A 19,657-nucleotide genomic window follows, 5' to 3' on the forward strand; every position below is an offset into this window, starting at 1 on the left:
GCCGGCCGGCGGTGATAAGGACGTCCGGGCGCTGGCCACGCAGCGCCTAGATCTCGATGCCGAGCGCCGTGTCCGGCCTGCACTTCGTGCACGCCGACGCCTGCTGGCGCAGTGCCGCGATGGCCTGCGCTCTGGTCGCAGGTTTCGTCCGTTTGCCCGGGTCCCAGCACTCACCCGTGTGCAGGGCGCCGTCGGACTGCACGCTGAGGGCCTCGACGCGGATGCCGCGCTCGGAGACGGGTTCGCTGCCGGGCCACAGGCCGGCGTAGGCGGCCTCGTCGCGGACGACGGCGAGCACGGCCTGCCCCAGACCCGCGGCGTCGAGCACGCCGTCGAAGCCGGCCACTTCGGGGGGGCTGGCCGCGGTCCAGGAGGTGGTCGGCGCCGCGGGCTCGGACGAACTTCTCGTCAGCGGCGGAGCCGAGGCCGGTGACCTTCAGCCCCTGCCGGTGGGCCAGTTCCACGGCGTGCGCCCCGACTCCACCGCCCGCGCCAGTGACCAGCAGACTCTGCCCCGGGGCCAGGTCGAGCAGGCGCAGCACTTGAGAGGCGGTCGTCGTGTTCAGTGGCAGGGCCGCAGCTGAGTGTCGTCGGCCTGTCGGCCGACGCGAAAGCGTTGCTCGAGTAACGCAGACGGTCCGTGGACGACACGGTGGATGAGGATGACCGCCGAGATGCCTGTCCGGGCGCCGTAACGCGATCGCCCAGTACCGGGCCCTGACTCAGCTGCGTGTCGGTTCGGCCGAGGAGTACCGGGCCATCGGACGCTCCTGCGTGGACAACGACGCCTGGCGCACCGCCTACGAGGCGATCGCCCCGGGGCTAGCCGCATTTCAGCGCGAGCCATCGAGGCCTACTCCATCACCAGGCTGGACTGAGACACAGCGCAACCGCCATCACGGGACGGGCTCGCGATGGCGGTTGTGCGTGTCACGGCAGGCCGCGATATTCGATCCCGAGGACCAGTGATAACGACACAGCACGGGGCGCTGTGAGTGAAATGGTCATACCGGGCCTTGGTGCAGTCCCGCCCGGGACAAACTGCTCTACCCGCGGTCCAGGCGGCTGCTCTCTGCCCCCTGGCCTTGACCAAGGCGAGAGAGCATTCAATGGCGGAGGCCGTGACGAGGGCGGCTGCGGTACGCAGTGATGCTCTTCATGCTCGCGCCGACGTACGCCCTAAGCGCTGCCGCGGCAGTCTCAGGTCGCGAGCTCCATCATGTCGCTCTCGCTCCGCCCCCCCCAGAAGGACGCCGGAACTGCCCTCCCTCGATACGGACCTCATGCGTACACGTGCCGCGGCGGCATGTGGCTGTTGACGACTATTTCGTCCGCAACATGAGGGCGTGTCGAGTGTTGTCCCCGTAGACGCCGGTCTCGTCTCCATGGATGCCGTACGCGTTCTGGAATCGGCCCACTGCCTGCCGGACCTCCGTGTCGAAACGGCCGTTGAGGGCGCCGCCGTCATAGATGTGAGGGATCTGGAGCAGACGCACCTGCAACTCGTAAACACCGTGGCCGGTGTCGCCTTGGCGCAGTAGCCCGGTGCCCGGGATCTCGGGAAGCGAGGCGTTGCCGGGAGTGGGCCGGTTCGGTTGCCCGGTCGGTGGGGACGGTACTGCAGGTGCCGGATTCTCAGGCAATGGCCGGGCCGGTTGCTCCAAGGACGCAGGCGGCGCCGGTGCGGAGTCGCCTGTGCTGAGCAGCCAAGAGGCAAGGACCAAGCCACTCACGGCGCCCAGGCCGAAGACTCCGGCGAGCCGGCTGTGTCGCCGGTCGGTGAAGCGTCGATGTCCTTGGCTTGCCCTCGGCTCAGGCGGGCGGACCGGTTCTGGCCGCAGTGGCGTGTGGGAGGGAGGGGCGACGAAGCAGCTCGGCTGCGCGGCCTGCGATTGGTAGGGGGAGTCCTCCGTTGAGTCGGTCCTTCGGCGCGCACATTCCTGCAGAGCGCCTGGGGGCGGCGGGAAAGCTGCTGGCGGTTCGGCCTGCGCTGGACCCCCGCCGCTCGCAGTGGGTGGCTGGCCCGTCTCCGGTGGTGCGACCGCGTCGGGGGGCGTGACCGCCTCCTGCCGCACACCGCGTGACCACAGCGGCTCGACCACGGCGTTCTCGGCGGCTGGCCGGTCCCGAGCGGGTTGAGGCGGGTCGGCAGACGGTAGGAGGCCTTCCGGACTGACCGGAACCAGTTCGGGCCGGGACCCCAGGCCCTGCGTCCGTGGCTGCGGTGGCGACAGGGACGGGTCGGGATGAGTGGAGCTACCGTATCCGGCTGTTGCGCTGGGGTGGTCCAAGGACGGTAGCGGGCTTCCGGGCGGGCCGTGCTCCTCCACCGCGTAAAGATCAGCGCGAGCGGCATCCAGGGCGTTCAGAACTGCCTGAAACGAATCCTGGATTTCTTGCGCGGGCTCGCGCCCCCAGTGGAGGGCCGGGATCGGTTCGGCCTCGTCGCATCCCATCGGTAGTCCTCCTCGACCAACCAGGTCCGGAGCGGGGCGCCACCACGGCCCGCATAGTGCTGCGTGGAATCCGTGCCGGCAGACCAGTGATCTGCTGAACTGGCCGGTCAACGCGGGAGATCGGGTCGATATCGTCTGTTGGTGAGCTGGGCCGCAGAGGTGTGCCTACGGTCTTCTTGTCAACCGATACGCACTCGGCGTGGCCTCGTCTCAATCCTTTGGCAAGCGAAAGCCGCATTTTTGGGCTCCGAGGCGTCCGAGCCGCCAGGAGGAACTTCCGCTGCGGTTCGACTTGTCTGAGGACGCCGTCCTCGGCACCGCGCGCACTCTCATCCCGACTCTCGTCGCCGCGCCGGGTCGTGTGCGTGGCTGGTATGCGTCAGGTCGCGATTCCGACGACCTGCTCGACGGTCTCCGGCTCGTTCACCATGGCGAGCATGTGGTGGGCGACGTCGGCGCGTGGCACGGAGAATCCGCCCCGGATGTTGCGGTTCCACGCGGTCCGGTACGTGCCGGTCAGGGGCTTGTCGGTGAGTTTGGGCGGGCGCGACACCGTCCAGTCCAGTCCGCTGTCGCGCAGGGTCTGCTCGGTGACGGCGAGGTCGGCGTAGTGCCGGCCGAACATCGCATGGGTCAACCGGACTCCCAGGTGGCGCATGAGGAAGCCGTCGCCGGGATCGTGCCTGGGTGGCGTCGGCCGGCCAGGCACCGGCACCGGTCCGACGGGTGCGGCGCTGACGATGATGATCCGCCGGACGCGCTCGGCCTGCATCGCCGCGACGATCGCGCGGGTGCCGTGCGAGGTGATGCCCGCGTCCGCGCGCGGGTTTCGCGGGCCGAGCGCGGACAGTACGGCGTCGGCGCCGCGTACCGCCGCGGTGAGCGTCGGCATGTCGGGTCGGGTGAGGTCGACGGCGACCGTCCTGACGCCGTCCGGCAGGTCACTTGGGCGGCGGGCCACGGCGGTGACGTCATGCCCGCCGGCTACCGCCTGCTCGACCAGGTGCCGTCCGATACCGCCGGTGGCGGCGACGATCGTGAGTCTCATCGGGGTCCTCCCGCGGTGAAGGCGGCGCGGTGGTCCTGCGCCCAGGTGGCGAACGTGCGGGCCGGGCGGGCCAGCAGCCGCCGCACGGTGTCGGTGGTGGGCCCGGCTTCGCGGGCGTAGTCGGCCAGCGAGCCGAGCAGCCGGTCGGGTACCTCGTCGGGCAGGCCGGCGGCGAGCATGCCGCGGCGGATCTCGTCCGGTGCGGCCTCGACGAACGACAGTGTCCGGTCGAGGGCCGCGCCGAGCGCGGCGACCTTCTCCGGCTGGCTCAGCGACTGTTCTCCGGTGAGCAGGTACGTCTGACCGCGGTGCTGCGGGTGGGTCAGGGCGAGGGCGGCCACCGCGGCGATGTCACGCTCGTCGACGGTCGAGGTCCTCGCATGCGGGTACGCCCCCCGTACGATCCCGGTGGCCTGGATCTGCCCGGCCCAGGCCAGGGTGTTCGCGGCGAAATCGGCGCAGCGCAGGATCGTCCAGTCCAGGCCGCTCCCCCTGGCGATTTCCTCGACCGCGTGGAACTGCTGCCGGAAGCGTGCGTGCCCGGCCGGGTACCGCACGGTCACGGAGGACAGTACGACCACTCTTGCCGCGCCCGTTTCGCAGGCGTGGGCCAGCAGGTCGACAGCGGTGGAGCCGGCGGCACGTGGGCTGAGCATGATGGCCTCCACGCCGTCGAGGGCGGGCACCTTCGCGGGGTGGACGAGTTGTGTGCCCGCGGGGAATTCGGCGTGCGGGTCGCGGGTGACAGCGGCGACTTTTGTTCCCCCCTCGACCAGGAGGCGGATGGTTTCTCGGCCGACGACGCCGGTGGCCCCGGTAATCAGGATCATGATTGAACCCCTCGTGGGTGTGTCGATAGTCGATCTTGCGCGGTGGATGATCACGGTTCGTATCGCGGTTCAAATCGTGGGAGAACGTCAGGACGAGCCGTGCGCCAGGACATCGGCATGCGGCACTGAAACCTCCGGTCCTGCCCTGTCAGGCTGGTCGGGAGATCACTGGGTTTTACGGGTCTGCTTCACTTCCTGGTCGACGGCCCAGGCGTCGGCGACCGGGCCGAGGTGGCTGAGCTTGTCGGGGTTGATGACCGCGCGGATCGTCTGGATCTGCCCGTCGAGTGTGTCGAGGGCGAGGATGTGGAGGATCTTGCCGTCGCGGTCGCGGAAGAGCGCGCCCGGCTGCCCGTTGACCTCGTGCGCTTCGAACGTGATGTCGATCCGGGCCATGAGCGGGTAGACGGTGGCGAGTAGCCTGGCCACGTCCTCGGCGCCGGCGACGGCCCTGGCCAGCTGCGGTGCCTTGCCACCGCCGTCCCCGATGAGCTGGACGTCGGCCGACAGCAGATTCTGCAGTCCGTCCACGTCTCCCTGCGTCAGTGCCTCGAAGAACCGCCTCGCCAGTTCCTGCCGATCCTGGCGGTCCGCTTCGAACCGGGGCCGCCCCTCGTGCATGTGGCGGCGTGCCCGTACGAGCAGCTGCCGGCACGCCGCCTCTGAGCGCCCCACCGCGTCGGCGATCTCGTCGAAGCCGAAGGCGAAGACGTCCCGCAGCACGAACACCGACCGCTCCAGCGGGCTGAGCCGCTCCAGGAGCAGCAGCGCCGCCATCGACACCGAGTCGGCCAGCTCGGCCGCGCGGGCCGGGTCCTGGTACGGATCGTCCAGCAGCGGCTCGGGCAACCACGGTCCGACGTACTTCTCCCGCCGTACCCGGGCGGAGCGAAGCACGTCGATCGCGATCCGGGTCACCGTGGCTGACAAGAACGCCTTGGCCGACACGGGCCGGGTTCTCGAGGCGTCGTAGCGGAGCCAGGTCTCCTGCACCGCGTCCTCCGCCTCGCCCACGCTGCCCAGGATCCGGTACGCGATCGAGAACAGCAGCGGCCGGAGCTCCTCGAACTCCTCGACCTTGCTCATGCAGTCTTCCCCCATTGCGGTCTGTGTGCCCGTCCGGACCCGCGCCGGTGAGGCACCTTCGAAGATCATCCGATGTGTGGGCGGAGCAGACAACGCTCGTACCGCGACCGCCCTGCCCGCCTTGACCACGGCGTCCTGGCCCCGGCGGGCCTGACCTGGGCCAGGATGCGGTGGCGGTTCAGTGGAACTGGCCGACCTGGTAGTCGCCGGCCGGCTGCTGGGTGATGATGTTCAGTCGGTTCACCGTGTTCATGAACGAGACCAGCAGCACGAGGGCCGTGAGCTGCTCCTCGTCGTAGTGCTGGGCGGCGCGCGCCCACACGTCGTCGCTGACCCCGGTGGCCGCGTCCGCGACCCGGGTTCCCTGCTCCGCCAGCTCCAGTGCGGCGCGCTCGGCCGCGGTGAAGACCGTTGCTTCCCGCCAGGCCGCGATCAGGTTCAGCCGCACCGGGCTCTCGCCGGCCGCGGCGGCTTCCTTGGTGTGCATGTCGATGCAGGCCGCGCAGCCGTTGATCTGGCTCACGCGCAGCGCCACCAGTTCCTGCGTCGTGGCCGGCAGCGGCGATTCCTTCAGCTCCCGGCCGACCGACATGAAGTACTTGAGCGCCTTGCCGGCGGTCGCGCTGGCGAAGTAGTTCAGTCGCGTGTCCATCGTGTGCTCCTCCACGTTCGTCGATGCCTTCATCCCCAAGACGAGACGGCCCTCACGTCTGTGACACGACGCGGTGTGAGCCACGTCTCTCCGCTGACCGGGCTCGGGATGTCACAGGCCAAGTCGCTGCCTCGTCTCGGGTGCGGAAGTCCTCGATCAGGGAGTTGATGATGAACGTCGCACTGTGGATCACTGCCGGAGTGCTCGCCGCTGTCTGCCTGGTGGGCAGCTCCAAGGTGTTCGTGCCGAGGGAGAAGCTGGCCGCGATGGGCTCCTCTGCGCAGTGGGTCCTGGAGTTCAGCCCCGGTGCCCTCAAGGCCATCGGTGCCGTCGAGTTGCTGGCTGCGGTCGGCCTGATCCTGCCCGCGGCGCTCGACGTCGCGCCGGCCCTGGTGCCGTTGGCCGCCACCGGACTCGTTCTGCTGTTCGCCTGCGCGGTCGCCATGCGTCTGCGCCGTGGCGAGAAGGCCACGATCGCAGGCGACCTGATCTACCTCGCCCTAGCCGCCTTCGTCGCGTGGGGCCGTTGGGGCCCCGAGTCCTTCACCGGCTGACCACCGGCGCAGAAAGCCGAGCGCCGAAGTGCCAGGCACATTCCAGGTCGTACCGATACACCTACCAGTCAACGGAGCTGGCTACGACGTCACTCGCTTCAGCAATGAACACCCCGCCCACTACAACAGCTTCGTCGCTATTGAACCTGGGCCGCGTCGCGCAGGGAGCACAGCCGGGTCCCTGGATGCTCCGCGGCGTCCGGCGCCTGGCCCAGGGTCAGCTTCGGCGCCCCGGCGGGTGCTTCGCAGTCGACGGCGTGGAAGACGCCCCGGCCGGGACCGCGGCCGCCGTCCAGCTTCTGCAGGACCCAGCCCGACGGCCGGCGCTCACCGAGGATCTGCTGCTCCGTCGGCGGCGGCCTGCTCGTGGGGACGTCGTCGTACGAGACGCCGGGCACCGGCTTCCACATGGTCGGGGGCTTGCACCCACACCCCGTACCAGGCGGGCTCCACATGCCCGGAAGGCGTGTCCTGCCAGGCCGGGACGGCCACCTTGTACAGCCAGGCGCCCGGAACCTGCTGGCGCTCCTGGAGGCGGGCCGGTGACCTCTTGGCCGTCGGGCAGGACCACGATGATGGGCGGCGGCTCCGGCTCGGGTGGCGTGTCCGCCACGGCTACGCCGCCTCCTGGCCCTCGCCGTCCTCACGTGCGAGGGCGTGCTTGAGCTGTGAGCGGGCATCGAGCCGTTCGGGCCCGGCGACGTCGTTCCAGAAGGCCGTGCGTGACGATCGCGGCGGTGAGGTCGCGTTCACGCTCGCGCAGCGCGGCGACTCGCCGCTGCTGGACGCCAGGCCGGGCCCCGGTGATGGAGTGGCGTCCGCGCAACGTCAGCGCCTACCTGACGGTGTTCACCCGAGGCACCCCCGGGCCGCGCAACGGGAGCGTCCGACTGAGGACGAGGTTGGTGGTCGTGCTCCCGAACTCGGCCAGCTCGTCGACGATCTCCTCCAAGTGGGCCATCGACGTTGCCGCCACCTTCATGACGTAGCAGTCGTCTCCGGTGGTGCGCAGGCACTCCAGGATCTCCGGGCGCTCGTCCAGCAGCCGGCGCAGCGGCTGGTGCCGGGTTCCCGGCCCCGGGTACTTGAGCCGGACCACCGCCATCACCGGGTAACCGGTCCGCTCCGGGTTCACCTCCGCACGGTACCCCGTGATCACCTCGGCCTCCTCGAGCCGGCGCACCCGCTCCTTGGTCGCCGACGCGCTCAGGTTCACCCGCCGCGCCAGCTCGGTGAACGGGATCCGGCCGTCCCGTTGGACTTCTGCCAGGATCGCCCAGTCCGTCACGTCGAGACTCTCGGTCATACGCCCATTCTACCGGCGGATCCACGGCTGAACTGCCTCTGAACAGGCGGGAATCCCTTCTGGCGACCCATACGCCCTGCCTAGGGTTGGGCCCTATGAAGATCGGAGTGAACGTCCCCAATTTCGGCCCGGGCACCGACCCCGGAGTGTTGCGAAGCTGGGCCCAGACCGTGGAAGGCCTGGGCTTCGACCTACTGATGATCTCGGACCACATCGCCATTACGCCGGATGTTGCCGAGCGCTATCCGGCACCCTTCTACGAGCCGTTCACCACCTTGTCCTGGCTGGCCGGCATCACCACCCGTATCCAGCTCGGCACGACGGTCCTCATCGCTCCCTACCGGCACCCTCTGCTCACCGCCCGAATGGCGGCCAATCTGAATGAGCTGAGCGGCGGCCGGCTGGTCCTCGGCGTGGGAGTGGGCTGGGCGCGGCAGGAGTTCACCGCCCTCGGCATCCCGTTCTCACAGCGCGGACAGCTGACCGACGGCCACCTGCGGGACATCCGGGCCGCCTGGAAGGACACCGCCTCATACGGAGACCGCCGGATCCCGGTGTGGGTCGGCGGCAACAGCGACGCGGGACTGCGCCGGGCCGTACGAGTCGGAGACGCATGGCATCCGCTGCGCCCCACCGTGCCGTGGCTGCGCAAAGCCGCAGGCAGGCTGCAGACGTACGCGGACGAGCAACACTTGCCCGTGCCCGCCCTGGCTCCCCGCATCGCCCTGCGACTCACCAAGGAACCGGTCGACGGAGCGGGACGGCTCGCCGGAGAGGGCACCATCGATCAGATCATGGACGACCTCGACCAACTGCGGCTGCTGGGCGCCAAGTCCGTCGTCCTCGACACCTACCCGGGCGACCCCCACACGACATGTCACCCGCAGGCGGCCTGGCAGGCCCTCGCCACCGTGGCCGCGCACCTTCTCCCACCCAGCACCCCACCCCGCACCACGATGGAGCAGTCATGACCACACTCGACGACCACCCCCTCCTCCGGCAGGCCATCTCTCTCGCGGCCAAGGCACGCGCGAGCGGCAACCCGCCCTTTGGATCTCTGTTGGCAGGACCGGACGGGACAATCCTGGCCGAGGAGCACAACACCACCCTCACCGACAATGACGTCACAGCACACCCGGAACTCAAATTGGCGAGGTGGGCCGCAAGAGAACTCGACGCGCAGACCGCGGCAGGCACCACCATGTACACCAGCTGCCAGCCGTGCGGGATGTGCGAGGCAGTCATCCAATGGGCGGGGCTGCGGCGAGTGGTGTTCGCCCTGTCCAACGAACAGCTCCTGGACATCAGGCCGGGCAGCAGCCGACGGCCCGTGCCGCAGGATGGCCCCGCGCTGCTCGACGAGGTACGGGCTGCGGTCGAGCCCTACTATCGCTGACCGCCGGGCCCAGGGCGGAGCCCGCCACCACGGAACGCACCCGGGTACGCTCGTCCCTCCAATGGAGCCACACGGAGACGCGCCGGGCCGGGGAGTCTTGGCGCGCCGCACCTGGTAGAACACTGACCCGTGGGTGTCCAGGAGCGCGAACGCAAGATGTACCGGCCGCTGTGGCGGGCCGGCCTGGAAGTGATCCCGGACGCCGTGCCGGACGGAACGATGCCGTTCGTCTCCGGATATGGTCCCGAGGACATCGTCGGCGGCTTCTCCCACCGGTACGAAACCCCACGGCTCGTCGAGCGTCTCAACGAGGACTGGCATGCCCTGGCGGTCTCCTCGGGCCTTTTCGACCACCGGCGCGAGTTCCTCGTCCTGCTTCCTCACGGCACCTACACGCACCAGGCCGTCCTGCCCAAGGAGAACCTGCACTATGGCCGCCGTGCCCCATCGCCGGTCTGGACCCGGGTCCGGCTCCTTGACCGCTGGGACATCATGGGTCGGGGTGCGGCATCGGCGTTCCTCGGCATACGTGCGGGCCACCCGGGTTTCGGCATGATGGCGCTCGACAGCAGCGTGTACATCGGCTGCTCGACGGGCGAGATCGGGGTCGACGTGAGTGCGGTGGCCCACCCGGCCCGCTCTGAGAACATCCTGCAGGACCTGGAATGGTACGCACATTGGGACTATCCCCGCGCCGACAAGGAGTTGCAGAAGCGGATCGCTGCCTGGCTCGCGGGCCGCGCATTGGGGACCGCCAGCCGTTCCGACCGATGACCACGCGGCCCTCGGCAGCGATTGGAGAGGCGTGCCGAGTGACACGAGGTCGTCCCCGCGCACGCGGGGGTAGCTTTTGGACGAAGTTGCCGTCAGCCGCACCAAGCTGGTCGTCCCAGCCCCCGCGGGGGATCTTCTTCGCCGGCGATACAGCGGTCGTCGGTGGCCGGTAATCCCCGCGCCCGCTGAGCACACTGCATGCACGAGGCGCGGGACCATCGCCTCAGCCGGCATGGGTCCGTGCCGGAGGCTCCGGGCGCTCATGTACGTGAGGTCAATGAGTACCGACGTCAGTGCTGTCGCCCTGTTCGGGGCGATCTTCTTGGTGACCGGTGCCGGCTTTGGTGGGCCAGCGCGGGAGACATCCGACGCGTGCGGGACTGGCGCACCATCACGGGACAGTCCGCCTCGGTCACCATTGTGGGTCCGGTGTTCCTGCGCTGCGGGCTGTTTCTCCTGGTCCTCGGAGCTGCCGCTGCCGGACTCTGCCAACTCGTGGACGCCGCGCCCTACGACAGCTGGTGGTACAGCTAGAACTTGCCCTCAACCGGCAATCGATCATCGGCGGCGGTGCCTCGGAGGGCCGGTTACAGCGGGAGTTGTATGCCGAGTTCCTGCATGGCGGCGGAGGGTGGGCCGCCTTCGGAGCGTTCGGTCTTGTAGCCCTTGACCCGCGGTTCGAGGGTGCGGGGGTCGACGGCTTCGGCGGGGGCGCTCTTGGCGTACAGGCCGTCAGGCTCGCTGTCGCGGTCGTGGGGCAGCAGCCAGAAGACGCGGCGGCGGAAAGTGCCAGACGCGCGGGAGGCCTTGGCCTCGGGGCCGAGGATGGCGTAACCGACCATGCGGCCGTCGCGGTGGTAGGGGGTTTGCCCTTGCGGGTGGGCAGCCGGTCCAGGCTCTGGCGCACGTAGTCGAGGTCGTTGATGTCCTCCAGCCACACGAGTTCGGCTTCGTGGCTGATCTCGTCCGCGCTGATCAGGGAACTCATGCGCTGGTGTCCCTTTCCTCGTCGGTGAGCAGGCCGATGCCCGGGGAGTACTTGCGCTGGTTGGACGATCGGCGAGAGCTGGAGAGCAGGTCCGTTGTCACAGCCTCCGGTCCACTGGCCAATAACACTGTGAAAGGGCAGGGATGTTGCACCTGGTGTACGAGGACCCTCGTGGTTGGCGTTGGCTGCGGCACTACATCAAGAAACGTCGGTCCCCGACCGGGCCATGAAGGGCACGGGTTTGGTTTATGTCCTGGCGATCACCGGCACCGTGTCGTACGTGAAGGGGGCTCCCCCGCAGGGCCACATGCCTGCTTCGAAGCCCTGCGCAGTGAGGCCCACCGTGTCGGCTCGACCGTGTCCCGGGCATGGCTCTCGCCGCGCCCCCGGCGCTGTGCTTGGCCGCGGTCGGCGCCGGCTCACCACTGGGTGATGAGCGGTGTGTCCGGTCCGTGCTGACGCCAGGCTTCGGTGAGACGGACGAGGCGGGCTGGGGCGGCGATGCCGCGCACGGTTGCGATCTTGCCGCCTGTGATGTCGAACGTCACGGCGCCGACAACCTTGCCGTCGGGCACGAAAAGGATGGCGGGGGCGCCGTTGACGAGCGCGTAGTGGACAGCAGAAATTCCGCCGGCAAGTCGCTGTTTTGCGGGTGTGGATGTGAAGCCGGCCCGTGCGATGGCGGCGATGCGCTGCGGAGTGTCGTACCGCAGCAGCTTCTCGGTCAGGCCGGCACCGTCGGAGATCGCGGTCGCGTCGTCGGTGAGCAGCGCCACCAGGCGTTCGGTGCGGCCCGAGGTCGCAGCTGCGAGGAATTCCTCGACGATCCTGCGGGCGGATGCCGGGTCGACTTCGCCGCCGCCGCGGCGCGCGGCGGTGATGCGGTGCCGGGCCCGGTGGAGGTGCTGCTGGCTTGCGGATTCGGTGATGTCGAGGATCTCGGCGATCTCGGCGTGGTTGTGGGAGAACGCTTCGCGCAGGACGTAGACGGCCCGCTCCAGCGGTGACAGACGCTCCACGAGGGTCAGCACGGCCAGGGAGACCGATTCACGCTGCTCGAATGTGTCGGCCGGGCCAAGCATCGGGTCGCCGTCGAGGAGCGGTTCGGGCAGCCAGGCACCGACGGTGCGTTCGCGGCGGGCCTGCGCCGAGCGGAGTCGATCGAGGCACAGGTTGGTGACGATCTTGGTCAGCCATGCTTCCGGCACCTTGATCCGCTGTCGGTCGGCAGCCTGCCAGTGCAAGAACGCATCCTGCACGGCGTCTTCCGCATCGGCGGCGGATCCCAGCAGCCGGTACGCCAGCGAGGCCAGCCGGTTCCGGCTGGCCTCGAACCGGCTGGTGTCGAAGCGATCATTGGCGGTTCTGTCCACGCGAAACACCCTAACTAGACGGCTGCGCTGCCGCGTTCTCGGCGGACCCGGCGGCCAGGCGGCGCTCGCGCCTGGGGCGACCGCCGGCCAGACAAAGCGCGACACCGAATCCGAGCCAGGTCATGAGCACGAGGACGGAGTGGGTGGAGCCGTGGCCGTCGAAGAAGGCTGTGGAGCGCAGCAACTGGCCGCCCGCCCCGGGCGGCAGCAACTGGCCGAGCGTGCCGGACCAGCCCGGCAGCATCTCGGGTGCGGTCGAGGTGCCTGACAGGGGGTTGCCGATGAGCATCATGGTGGCGGCACCGAGGCCGAAGCCGGCGTACCCGAGCTGTGACTCCAGCCCGATGATGGTCAGGGATGTGGCGGCGATGGCCAAAGCGATCGCGCCGGTGTTGACCAGGTAGGAATCGTCCAGTGAGCCGAGCCAGAACTGCAGGATCGCTGCCACGGCCAGGCCTCCGGTGATCGCGAAGGTGAGTGCCCCGGCGACCTGGCGGGCGATGCCGCGGACGAGCCTGGTCAGCAACAGCGCGGCGAGCAGGCCGCCCATGACCAGGGGCAGGGCTCCGGCGGCCAGGCCGGCGCCGCGGGGGTCGTCGGCCGGCAGGGCGACGATGTCGCGGACAGGGGACGTCTTGCTGAGGCCCTGCCCCTGACCGAGCCCCACCGCGACACCCTGCAGGGTCTGGGCGACCGCTGCGCCGGCGGCCGAGGCTGTGATGACCTGCGGAGCGCCGGAGCTGACGTCTACCGCCCCGTACACCTCCCGGTCGCGGATCAGCCGTTCGGCGGCTGTGGTGTCGGCGACCTCGGTGATCGCGAAGCCGCCTGGCAGACGTTGGTCGAGCGCGGCGCTGACCCGCTTGACCGCGGCGGGCGGTCCGGCGACGGCGATCGGCACGTCGTGCACATGCGACCGCACCGACGGCCAGGCGAAGGCGGTGAGCAGCACGCTGATGAGTGCTGTGAGCAGGACGACTGTCCTGGCCACCGTCGGCCAGGTCGACGGCAGCGTGTCGGCTACGCGTGGGGCCGGAGTATCCATGCGTCCTCCTCGGACAGAGAGATTTCCTTGCTTGGTGACGGGGACGGGCTGGTTGTGAACACCTCGGGTCGGCAGTGGCTCCGCCCGGATGCTGGTCCGGCCTCGCAGGTGGGCGGCCCATCTCTGGCCCAGTGCGGGGTGCTCAGGCGCGCACAGGAGGGGGCGGAGGCGATCCGCCCCTGGCCCTCGAAGCGACTGGTGTCGAAGCGCTGTGGCAGCGCTTGCCCACGGCGGCTACGCGACCGCCTTCTTTGCGGACACCTCCGGTACGGCGACCAGGTGGCGCTTGCGCTTGGGTAGGCCGAAAGTCGGGTGCGAGGTGGTCCACAGCGACATCCTCAGGATGCCCGCCTTGATCCGCGCGGCCTTCCTGCCGCCCACGTACTTCGGCTTCGCCTGTGCTTCGCCGTCGACCATCTGCAGGATCCCGTCCCGCCGCCCGAGGCTGATGTGGTTGCCGTGGTAGTCCAGCTTGGCGTTAGGGATTTTGTGCCCGGTCAAGCGTCCCACGATCGCGGCCGTGGCCTGCATGCCGGTGTAGCCGGCCGACGCGCAGGACATCGGCAGCGGCCGGCCGTTGTCGCCGATGGCGTAGGCGCTGTCGCCCACGGCGTAGACGTTCGGGTGCGAGACCGACCGCATGGTGCGATCGACGACGATCCGACCGTTGTCGGTGACCTCCAGCCCGCCTGCGGCGGCGATGGCGTCGACCGCGAACCCGGCCGTCCACACGGTCGCGTCGGATGCCAGGACGGTGCCGTCGGCGCACAGCACCCGCGCCGCTTCGACGGCCTCGACGCTGGTGTGCTCCAGGACGGTGATGCCCAGCCGGTCACAGGCCTGGCGCAGATGGCTGCGGGCTCCGGCGGAGAGCGGGGCACCCAGTTCGCCGCGAGCAACCAGCGACACCGACAGGCTGGGCCGGGATTCGGCGATCTCGGTGGCGGTCTCGATGCCGGTCAGCCCGTCGCCGACGACCAGCACCTTCCCGCCTTCGCCCCGCTTGCCCAGGCTGTCCAGGCGCTCGCGCAGACGCAGCGCCGCCGGACGACTGGTGACATGGGAGGCATGCTCGGCTACGCCGGGGACGCCGTGGTCGGCGACGCGGCTGCCGAGCGCGTAGAGGAGGGTGTCGTAGCCGAGCTCGCCGCCGCCGTCGGCGTCAGCCACGGAGACGACCTGTCGCTCGGGGTCGACGGCGGTGACACGGGCCAGGCGCAGCCGTATACCCGTGCCCGCGAAGACGTCGGCGAGCCGCGGAGCCTCGATCTCCTGGCCGACCGCGAGCTGGTGCAGCCGCAGCCGCTGGACAAAATCCGGCTCAGCGTTGACCACAGTGATCTCGGTGCCTGCCGGGGACAGCCGACGGGCCAGGGTGCCGGCCGCGTAGGCCCCGGCATAGCCGGCGCCGAGAACGACGATGCGGTGCTTCATGTGATGCTCCCGTCGGTTCGCTAGCTCCATGTCGGTGACTTGAGCGGGACAGCGCCCTGATTCCTGACAGGAGCTACATGTGACATGGATCACACAGAAGCAGGAGTGTCGCCCGCCGACGCGCGCACAGTCGAGGCGGCGCGGATGGGACTCCGCAGGCGCGTGATGGCCATGGGCCACCGAACCTGCGACGCGGCAACCGCTGCTCCGCATCTGATCCTTGCCAGGCCGGCTCAGGTGCCGGACACCCAGTCGATCAAGCCTGGAACTCCCGCATCGTGTCTCCGTTCCTGCTCGGTCGTACTACGCCAGCGACGGCCGCGCCGTGGAGACCGCCGACATCGTCGTCCCGGACGGCAGCTGGGAAGTGGCCTACGAGTTCGCCGTGGACCCACCTGAGCCCGCCTGATCATCATCACGGCAATGCCCAGGGGGGGTGCCTTGAGGAGCACCCACGGCCGCCAATACCGCTTCGTTCGAAGGCTGCTGGCCGAGCAGGGATTCGTCACCGTGTCGGCCACGGCGTCCAGTGCCTGGCGGCCGAGATCCTGCTCCGGCCCAGTGGTTCCTTCTGGAAACCATGGCCACGGATGCGACGGTACGACCTTGGTGAGCAGAGCCGCGAGTTCCCGATCCACGATCGGGACGAGTTCGGACCGGCGGCCACCGCAGTGCGGCCACGTTCCTGCGACCCGCAGGCAGTGGCAAGGTCGGCGGCCACGGGCCACTGCCTGGGACTTCACTCCCGGAGACCGGCTCTTGCAGGAGACCGAAGCAGGCCCGCACACGGGCCCGTTCGGAGCATGGGAGGGCGCGCCACATTTTCGCGCGGGGTGGAGCGCCGTAGCGTCCCCCGCATGACCGCAAGCACACCGCACCAGCCTGCTTCCCTCACCCGCCGCGCGGCCCTGACCGGGCTCGCCGCGGGGGCGGGCGCGCTCGCCGTCGGGAGCACCGCTCGTACCGCGGCCGCCGCGCCCACTGCGCCTTCGGCGGCGCCCGATCCGACGCCGGGAGCGATGCAGCTCTTCGCCGATCCCGGCTTCAACTTCGCCGGGTTGCTCGCGTTGGGAGCCGCAGGCATGCGCGCCTCCGAGGTCGGCGAGGTGCTGACCGCGGTCAATGCCATCAACGCGGCGGGGCTCTCCGAACAGACCTACACCGACACCTTCCGGTCCTGGGGCGACCAGCTCTCCGCTCCCCCGGCCGTGGGCCGGGACGGCCGCGGGACGCCGTCGCAGACCCGCCGTTTCCGCTCGCTGCGCGCGGCCCAGTACTACGCCCAGGCGCTGTTCTACGTCCTGGGCACCGACCAGCCCGGTGACGAGGAGGCGGTCTACGAGGCGGGACGCAGGGCCTGGGACACCTTCGCCCGGCTCGGCACGCCCGCCGCTGTCACAGCCCGGGTTCCGTGGGGCAGGACCCGGCTGCCGCTGTGGTTCTTCCGCCCGGACGGCCCCGCCGAGCGGCGCCCCACCGTCATCCTCACCAACGGCAGTGACGGGCAGAACGTGGACATGTGGACCTACGGCGTGTCCGCAGCCCTCGACCGCGGCTGGAACGCCCTCGTCTACGACGGCCCCGGACAGGGGCAGTTGCTGTTCGTCGAGGAGATCCCTTTCACCACCCGCTGGGAGACGGTGGTCGCCCCGATCGTCGACTGGCTGCTGCGGCGCGAGGACGTGGACGGCCGACGGATCGCCCTCACCGGCCTCAGCATGGGCGGCAACCTCGCCCCGCGCGCCGCCGCCTTCGAGCACCGGCTCGCCGCCTGTGTGGCGATGCCCGGATGCCTCAGCCCCTGGCTCGGATTCGACGAGGCACTGCGTGACATCGTCACACCCGACAAGGAGGAGACCAACCGGGTCTGGAACGAGGACGTCGTCCCGGAGCTGACCCCGCAGGAGGCCTTCACGGTCAAGAAGCGCTTCGAGATCTTCGATCGGAAGGCACTGCGCCAGGCGCGCCAGGGCAAGGTCCTCACCGACCTCTGGACACCGGCGCAGGTGGCCATGGGCCTCGACATCACCGGGATCGTCGGCAGGATCAAGGCCCCGACGCTCGTACTGGACTACGACTTCGAGCAGTTCTACCCGGGCCAGCCGCGGGAGATGTACGACCTGCTGCGCACGCGGCGCGACTACGTGAAACTGACGAAGGCCACCGGGGCACAGTTGCACTGCTCCCCGATGGCCCCTCAGCAGCACTGCGACGTCGTTTTCGACTGGCTCGCCGACGTGCTCCGGCGCTGAGTCTCGGGTGTGCGCCCCTTAGAAGGTGACGTTCCAGGAGCGGAGGGGTAACTGGCCAGTCGCCATACGGGCCCTAGCGCGTGTCTCCTTGATGGATTGGTGAGTTGATCGGATGTGTCTGTCCGATTAGTGATCACCGATGCGATGTGGGGCCGGATCGAGCCGTTGATGCTCCGTGGCCGTGCCCTCCGTTGGCTGATCCGGTCCGCGGGCGGCGGTGGGCCGACCACCGACGCACTCTTGAGGCCATCGCGTGGAAGTACCGCACCAACTCGCCCTGGCGGGACCTTCCCGACGAGCTCGGCTCGTTCCAGACCGCTCACAAGCGGCTGATCAGATGGGCCGTCGATGGCACCTGGGAGATGCTCCTCGCTGCCGTCCTATCGGCGGCGGACGCCGATGACGACATCGACTGGACGATGTCGGTGGACTCCACGGTCGTCCGGGCCCACCAGCACGCTGCCGGTGCACTCAAAAAGGGGCGGTGGAGTTCCGCGGGCAGGTCTGCGAAGGCTGAGGGCCCGATACGCTGGTAGTGGAGTCTTCTTCGTGAGGGTCTTTGGTTGGCCGGTGCCCTTGCCACCCGCACTGCGGATTGGGCACCGGCCGCTCCCATTGCGACCGTGGAGTTCGCCGAGCTCCGGCGAGCCGGCGGCTACCGGTGCCGGACCAGGGCGAGCCGGCAGGTTGCGCCGGCAGGCGCATCTGCCGCCGGGGTACGTCGGGCGCATGGGGCTCCGGTCCGCGTGCCGGCGGCTGAGGGTCTTCGGCGATCATGCGCTCATCTTCTGAATCAGCGGAGGAATTGCGGTCCGGCGCGTCGCCGTGGAGTGCGGGTCAGACACCGGCCGTGTGTCGGGCTGCGGCACGGCGGTATTCGGCGTTGAGGCGCCGGGCTTCCTCGAGCTGGTCTTCGAGAATGATGATGCGGCAGGCGGCCTCGATGGGGGTGCCCTGGTCGACGAGTTCGCGAGCGCGGGCGGCGATGCGCAGCTGGTAGCGGGAGTAGCGGCGATGTCCGCCCGCGGAGCGCAGCGGCGTGATGAGGCGGGCGTCGCCGATGGCGCGGAGAAAACCCTGCGTGGTGCCGAGCAGCTCCGCGGCCCGTCCCATGGTGTAGGCGGGGTAGTTGTCGTCTTCGAGACGTCCGAAGGAATCGTCTGCTGTCATCTGACCTCTCTGTGGAACGCGTGGAGGGCCCTGGCGCCGTACGGCGCCAGGGCCCGAAGGAACTGCTACACCATCTGCCGGCCCTACTGCTGCGCCGGCCTTCTGTCACCGCACACCCGGCCGGAATGCCGCCGGGGATGCTGGGATCGCGGTTGCTTGACCGGAGACCACCTCACTATCGATGTCCTGCGGTACCCGGGACTCGAAAAGCCGCCCGGGCGATCCTGATGGCGTCCACTTCCTCCGTTCATTCCCTCGCTGCTGGTACTGCTCCACTGTGTACTGCTGGTGGCCTGTTACAGCGCCACTCTTCGGCAGCCAGCCCCGTCGCCCGTCCTGCCACTGCTCTGGCTTGGAACCCCACTGCCGAACCTCCCGATGCGCGCGCCCGCAGCCGGCGCCTTCACCGAGATACTGCTCACTGATTCCACTGCGGATACAGCGGGTACTGCTCGCGGCGGCCCCTGACCACTGCGGGCCACCCGGTCCGGTCGTCAGTCCCGTCGCCGTCCTGCAACAACCCTGGCTTCGGAACTCCACCACCGCACCGTCCTGCGCACTGCAACTGCGGTACTGCTGCCCGGCAGTTCGTGTCTGCCGTGCCCTTCTGTCTGGCTGGCTACGAGAGAAACCATAACCACACCACCGACCAATGTCTACTCCAGCAAAGATAGATTTTCGTGTGTGAGTGGTGAGGTGTGGTCTCGAGCGGCGACAGGGGAGCCGCGTGAGCGCGGCATCAACTCCACCTCGGGCACGGACGAGCGCGGCATGGGCCAGCACGTTCGCTTCGAGCTGCGCGGCGGAAAGGCGCGGACGGGCAGACACCCGACGACCGGGAGGGCAGACATCGGTGAAGAAACTGAGCCCAGTTCCCGCAAGAAGCGTGAAGAAACCAGGCAGATCGGCTGCGTACTCTTCGAATCGCCGGACACAAGGAGCAACGGAGGTTGACACAGCCGGCCACGCCGGCATTTCCGAAAGCACCCGGCCGCGCTCTGCACGGCCGGGCCATGACCCGAGTGGGACTACTGCGGTAGTGAAGCCGCACCGGATACGGCGATACCTGCCTGGTGGAAGTCGTCCACGGCCGCGGCCGTCGTGTCCGGGGCGAATCCGATAGTCCACGCGTACCCGTGCGCGGAAGCCGGCCTTCACAGCGTCCAGCGCGGTGGCACGCACGCAGTGGTCCGTGGCGATGTCCATCACGTCGACTCCTCGATCCCGCGGCCGCGCAGCCAGTCCGCGAGAGGGGTCCCTGCTTCGTCGGCTCCTTCGAAGCCGGTCTTGGAG

At 69.4% G+C, this 19,657-nt stretch carries 19 protein-coding genes and 4 pseudogenes; 9 read left to right on the forward strand and 14 right to left on the reverse strand.

The features are described 5' to 3' along the window. Nucleotides 1-46: 46 nt before the first annotated feature. On the reverse strand, nt 47-346 hold the full coding sequence (locus tag BJ965_RS40040; RefSeq protein WP_184906778.1) for a DUF6233 domain-containing protein: 300 nt from the start codon (nt 344-346) through the stop codon (nt 47-49). Between the two features lie 28 nt (nt 347-374). Between BJ965_RS40040 and BJ965_RS00295 the strand changes: the two genes are divergently transcribed. After that, nucleotides 375-584, forward strand: a complete 210-nt coding sequence (locus BJ965_RS00295; RefSeq protein WP_184906779.1) for a hypothetical protein — start codon at nt 375-377, stop codon at nt 582-584. A gap of 118 nt (nt 585-702) precedes the next feature. Next, a pseudogene (locus tag BJ965_RS38860) lies at nt 703-878 on the forward strand (TipAS antibiotic-recognition domain-containing protein); the annotation flags it as partial. 444 nt (nt 879-1,322) lie between these two features. Here BJ965_RS38860 and BJ965_RS40285 read toward each other — a convergent pair. The 5 genes from BJ965_RS40285 to BJ965_RS00320 all read right to left on the reverse strand — a co-directional run bounded on the left by BJ965_RS40285 (nt 1,323) and on the right by BJ965_RS00320 (nt 6,072). Beyond that, nucleotides 1,323-2,456 (reverse strand): peptidoglycan-binding domain-containing protein, encoded by a 1,134-nt coding sequence (locus BJ965_RS40285; RefSeq protein ID WP_376777885.1) that lies wholly within the window; start codon nt 2,454-2,456, stop codon nt 1,323-1,325. Between the two features lie 379 nt (nt 2,457-2,835). Continuing rightward, entirely contained in the window at nt 2,836-3,504 is a 669-nt protein-coding gene (locus BJ965_RS00305; RefSeq protein ID WP_184906781.1) for an NAD(P)-dependent oxidoreductase, read from the reverse strand. Continuing rightward, nucleotides 3,501-4,334, reverse strand: a complete 834-nt coding sequence (locus BJ965_RS00310; RefSeq protein WP_184906782.1) for an NAD(P)H-binding protein — start codon at nt 4,332-4,334, stop codon at nt 3,501-3,503. Before BJ965_RS00310 ends, BJ965_RS00305 begins: the two co-directional genes overlap by 4 nt. Before the next feature lie 165 nt (nt 4,335-4,499). Continuing rightward, nucleotides 4,500-5,420 carry an RNA polymerase sigma-70 factor gene (locus BJ965_RS00315; protein WP_184906783.1) on the reverse strand — a complete coding sequence of 307 codons (921 nt, stop codon included), beginning with the start codon at nt 5,418-5,420 and terminating at the stop codon, nt 4,500-4,502. A gap of 178 nt (nt 5,421-5,598) precedes the next feature. Continuing rightward, on the reverse strand, nt 5,599-6,072 hold the full coding sequence (locus tag BJ965_RS00320) for a carboxymuconolactone decarboxylase family protein (protein ID WP_184906784.1): 474 nt from the start codon (nt 6,070-6,072) through the stop codon (nt 5,599-5,601). Nucleotides 6,073-6,242: 170 nt separating this feature from the next. Here BJ965_RS00320 and BJ965_RS00325 point away from each other — a divergent pair, with 170 nt between their 5' ends. After that, nucleotides 6,243-6,626, forward strand: a complete 384-nt coding sequence (locus tag BJ965_RS00325; RefSeq protein WP_184906785.1) for a DoxX family protein — start codon at nt 6,243-6,245, stop codon at nt 6,624-6,626. A 137-nt stretch (nt 6,627-6,763) separates the two neighbouring features. On the opposite strand, the gene BJ965_RS38870 is transcribed toward BJ965_RS00325, so the two are convergent. Both BJ965_RS38870 and BJ965_RS00335 read right to left on the reverse strand, forming a co-directional pair. Beyond that, nucleotides 6,764-7,036, reverse strand: a complete 273-nt coding sequence (locus BJ965_RS38870) for a DUF6233 domain-containing protein (RefSeq protein ID WP_246545798.1) — start codon at nt 7,034-7,036, stop codon at nt 6,764-6,766. Nucleotides 7,037-7,461: 425 nt separating this feature from the next. Next, nucleotides 7,462-7,932, reverse strand: coding sequence for an Lrp/AsnC family transcriptional regulator (locus tag BJ965_RS00335; protein WP_184906786.1), 471 nt, complete (start codon nt 7,930-7,932; stop codon nt 7,462-7,464). Nucleotides 7,933-8,027: 95 nt separating this feature from the next. Between BJ965_RS00335 and BJ965_RS00340 the strand changes: the two genes are divergently transcribed. The 4 genes from BJ965_RS00340 (at nt 8,028) to BJ965_RS38670 (ending at nt 10,636) form a co-directional block, all read left to right on the forward strand. After that, the gene (locus BJ965_RS00340; protein ID WP_184906787.1) at nt 8,028-8,903 is read left to right on the forward strand and encodes a TIGR03619 family F420-dependent LLM class oxidoreductase; all 876 of its coding nucleotides are present in this window, start codon (nt 8,028-8,030) and stop codon (nt 8,901-8,903) included. Next, entirely contained in the window at nt 8,900-9,328 is a 429-nt protein-coding gene (locus tag BJ965_RS00345; RefSeq protein ID WP_184906788.1) for a nucleoside deaminase, read from the forward strand. Before BJ965_RS00340 ends, BJ965_RS00345 begins: the two co-directional genes overlap by 4 nt. 129 nt (nt 9,329-9,457) lie before the next feature. Next, nucleotides 9,458-10,102, forward strand: coding sequence for a hypothetical protein (locus BJ965_RS00350; RefSeq protein WP_313666669.1), 645 nt, complete (start codon nt 9,458-9,460; stop codon nt 10,100-10,102). A 198-nt stretch (nt 10,103-10,300) separates the two neighbouring features. Next, on the forward strand, nt 10,301-10,636 hold the full coding sequence (locus tag BJ965_RS38670; RefSeq protein WP_221513022.1) for a DUF6336 family protein: 336 nt from the start codon (nt 10,301-10,303) through the stop codon (nt 10,634-10,636). 53 nt (nt 10,637-10,689) lie between these two features. On the opposite strand, the pseudogene BJ965_RS00360 reads toward BJ965_RS38670, so the two are convergent. The 4 genes and pseudogenes from BJ965_RS00360 to BJ965_RS00375 all read right to left on the reverse strand — a co-directional run bounded on the left by BJ965_RS00360 (nt 10,690) and on the right by BJ965_RS00375 (nt 14,942). Next, a pseudogene (locus BJ965_RS00360) lies at nt 10,690-11,090 on the reverse strand (DUF6009 family protein). 419 nt (nt 11,091-11,509) lie between these two features. Beyond that, nucleotides 11,510-12,463, reverse strand: a complete 954-nt coding sequence (locus BJ965_RS00365) for a sigma-70 family RNA polymerase sigma factor (protein ID WP_184906790.1) — start codon at nt 12,461-12,463, stop codon at nt 11,510-11,512. Between the two features lie 10 nt (nt 12,464-12,473). Next, nucleotides 12,474-13,508 carry a hypothetical protein gene (locus tag BJ965_RS00370; RefSeq protein WP_184906791.1) on the reverse strand — a complete coding sequence of 345 codons (1,035 nt, stop codon included), beginning with the start codon at nt 13,506-13,508 and terminating at the stop codon, nt 12,474-12,476. Between the two features lie 234 nt (nt 13,509-13,742). Then, nucleotides 13,743-14,942: an NAD(P)/FAD-dependent oxidoreductase gene (locus BJ965_RS00375; protein ID WP_184906792.1), complete on the reverse strand. Its 1,200-nt coding sequence runs from the start codon at nt 14,940-14,942 to the stop codon at nt 13,743-13,745. Between the two features lie 857 nt (nt 14,943-15,799). Here BJ965_RS00375 and BJ965_RS00380 point away from each other — a divergent pair. Together BJ965_RS00380 and BJ965_RS00385 are read left to right on the forward strand one after the other, a co-directional pair. Next, entirely contained in the window at nt 15,800-17,194 is a 1,395-nt protein-coding gene (locus BJ965_RS00380; protein ID WP_184906793.1) for an alpha/beta hydrolase family protein, read from the forward strand. Nucleotides 17,195-17,308: 114 nt separating this feature from the next. Next, nucleotides 17,309-17,676: pseudogene (locus tag BJ965_RS00385) on the forward strand (transposase); the annotation flags it as partial. Between the two features lie 355 nt (nt 17,677-18,031). On the opposite strand, the gene BJ965_RS00390 reads toward BJ965_RS00385, so the two are convergent. Next, on the reverse strand, nt 18,032-18,364 hold the full coding sequence (locus BJ965_RS00390; RefSeq protein WP_184906795.1) for a helix-turn-helix domain-containing protein: 333 nt from the start codon (nt 18,362-18,364) through the stop codon (nt 18,032-18,034). A 1,028-nt stretch (nt 18,365-19,392) separates the two neighbouring features. Then, a pseudogene (locus tag BJ965_RS40290) lies at nt 19,393-19,650 on the reverse strand (isochorismatase family protein); the annotation flags it as partial. Nucleotides 19,651-19,657: the final 7 nt, after the last annotated feature.

The sequence above is a fragment of the Streptomyces luteogriseus genome (assembly GCF_014205055.1).
Classification (GTDB): domain Bacteria; phylum Actinomycetota; class Actinomycetes; order Streptomycetales; family Streptomycetaceae; genus Streptomyces; species Streptomyces luteogriseus.

Bases quoted from the DNA above. Each gene is read 5' to 3' on its own strand.
- BJ965_RS00340 (WP_184906787.1), top strand. From the start codon at position 8,028: ATGAAGATCGGAGTGAACGTCCCCAATTTCGGCCCGGGCACCGACCCC.
- BJ965_RS38670 (WP_221513022.1), top strand. From the start codon at position 10,301: ATGCACGAGGCGCGGGACCATCGCCTCAGCCGGCATGGGTCCGTGCCG.
- BJ965_RS00325 (WP_184906785.1), top strand. From the start codon at position 6,243: ATGAACGTCGCACTGTGGATCACTGCCGGAGTGCTCGCCGCTGTCTGC.
- BJ965_RS00320 (WP_184906784.1), bottom strand. From the start codon at position 6,072: ATGGACACGCGACTGAACTACTTCGCCAGCGCGACCGCCGGCAAGGCG.
- BJ965_RS00390 (WP_184906795.1), bottom strand. From the start codon at position 18,364: ATGACAGCAGACGATTCCTTCGGACGTCTCGAAGACGACAACTACCCC.
- BJ965_RS00380 (WP_184906793.1), top strand. From the start codon at position 15,800: ATGACCGCAAGCACACCGCACCAGCCTGCTTCCCTCACCCGCCGCGCG.
- BJ965_RS00345 (WP_184906788.1), top strand. From the start codon at position 8,900: ATGACCACACTCGACGACCACCCCCTCCTCCGGCAGGCCATCTCTCTC.
- BJ965_RS00370 (WP_184906791.1), bottom strand. From the start codon at position 13,508: ATGGATACTCCGGCCCCACGCGTAGCCGACACGCTGCCGTCGACCTGG.
- BJ965_RS00310 (WP_184906782.1), bottom strand. From the start codon at position 4,334: ATGATCCTGATTACCGGGGCCACCGGCGTCGTCGGCCGAGAAACCATC.
- BJ965_RS00335 (WP_184906786.1), bottom strand. From the start codon at position 7,932: ATGACCGAGAGTCTCGACGTGACGGACTGGGCGATCCTGGCAGAAGTC.
- BJ965_RS40285 (WP_376777885.1), bottom strand. From the start codon at position 2,456: ATGGGATGCGACGAGGCCGAACCGATCCCGGCCCTCCACTGGGGGCGC.
- BJ965_RS00315 (WP_184906783.1), bottom strand. From the start codon at position 5,420: ATGAGCAAGGTCGAGGAGTTCGAGGAGCTCCGGCCGCTGCTGTTCTCG.
- BJ965_RS38870 (WP_246545798.1), bottom strand. From the start codon at position 7,036: ATGTGGAAGCCGGTGCCCGGCGTCTCGTACGACGACGTCCCCACGAGC.
- BJ965_RS00375 (WP_184906792.1), bottom strand. From the start codon at position 14,942: ATGAAGCACCGCATCGTCGTTCTCGGCGCCGGCTATGCCGGGGCCTAC.
- BJ965_RS00305 (WP_184906781.1), bottom strand. From the start codon at position 3,504: ATGAGACTCACGATCGTCGCCGCCACCGGCGGTATCGGACGGCACCTG.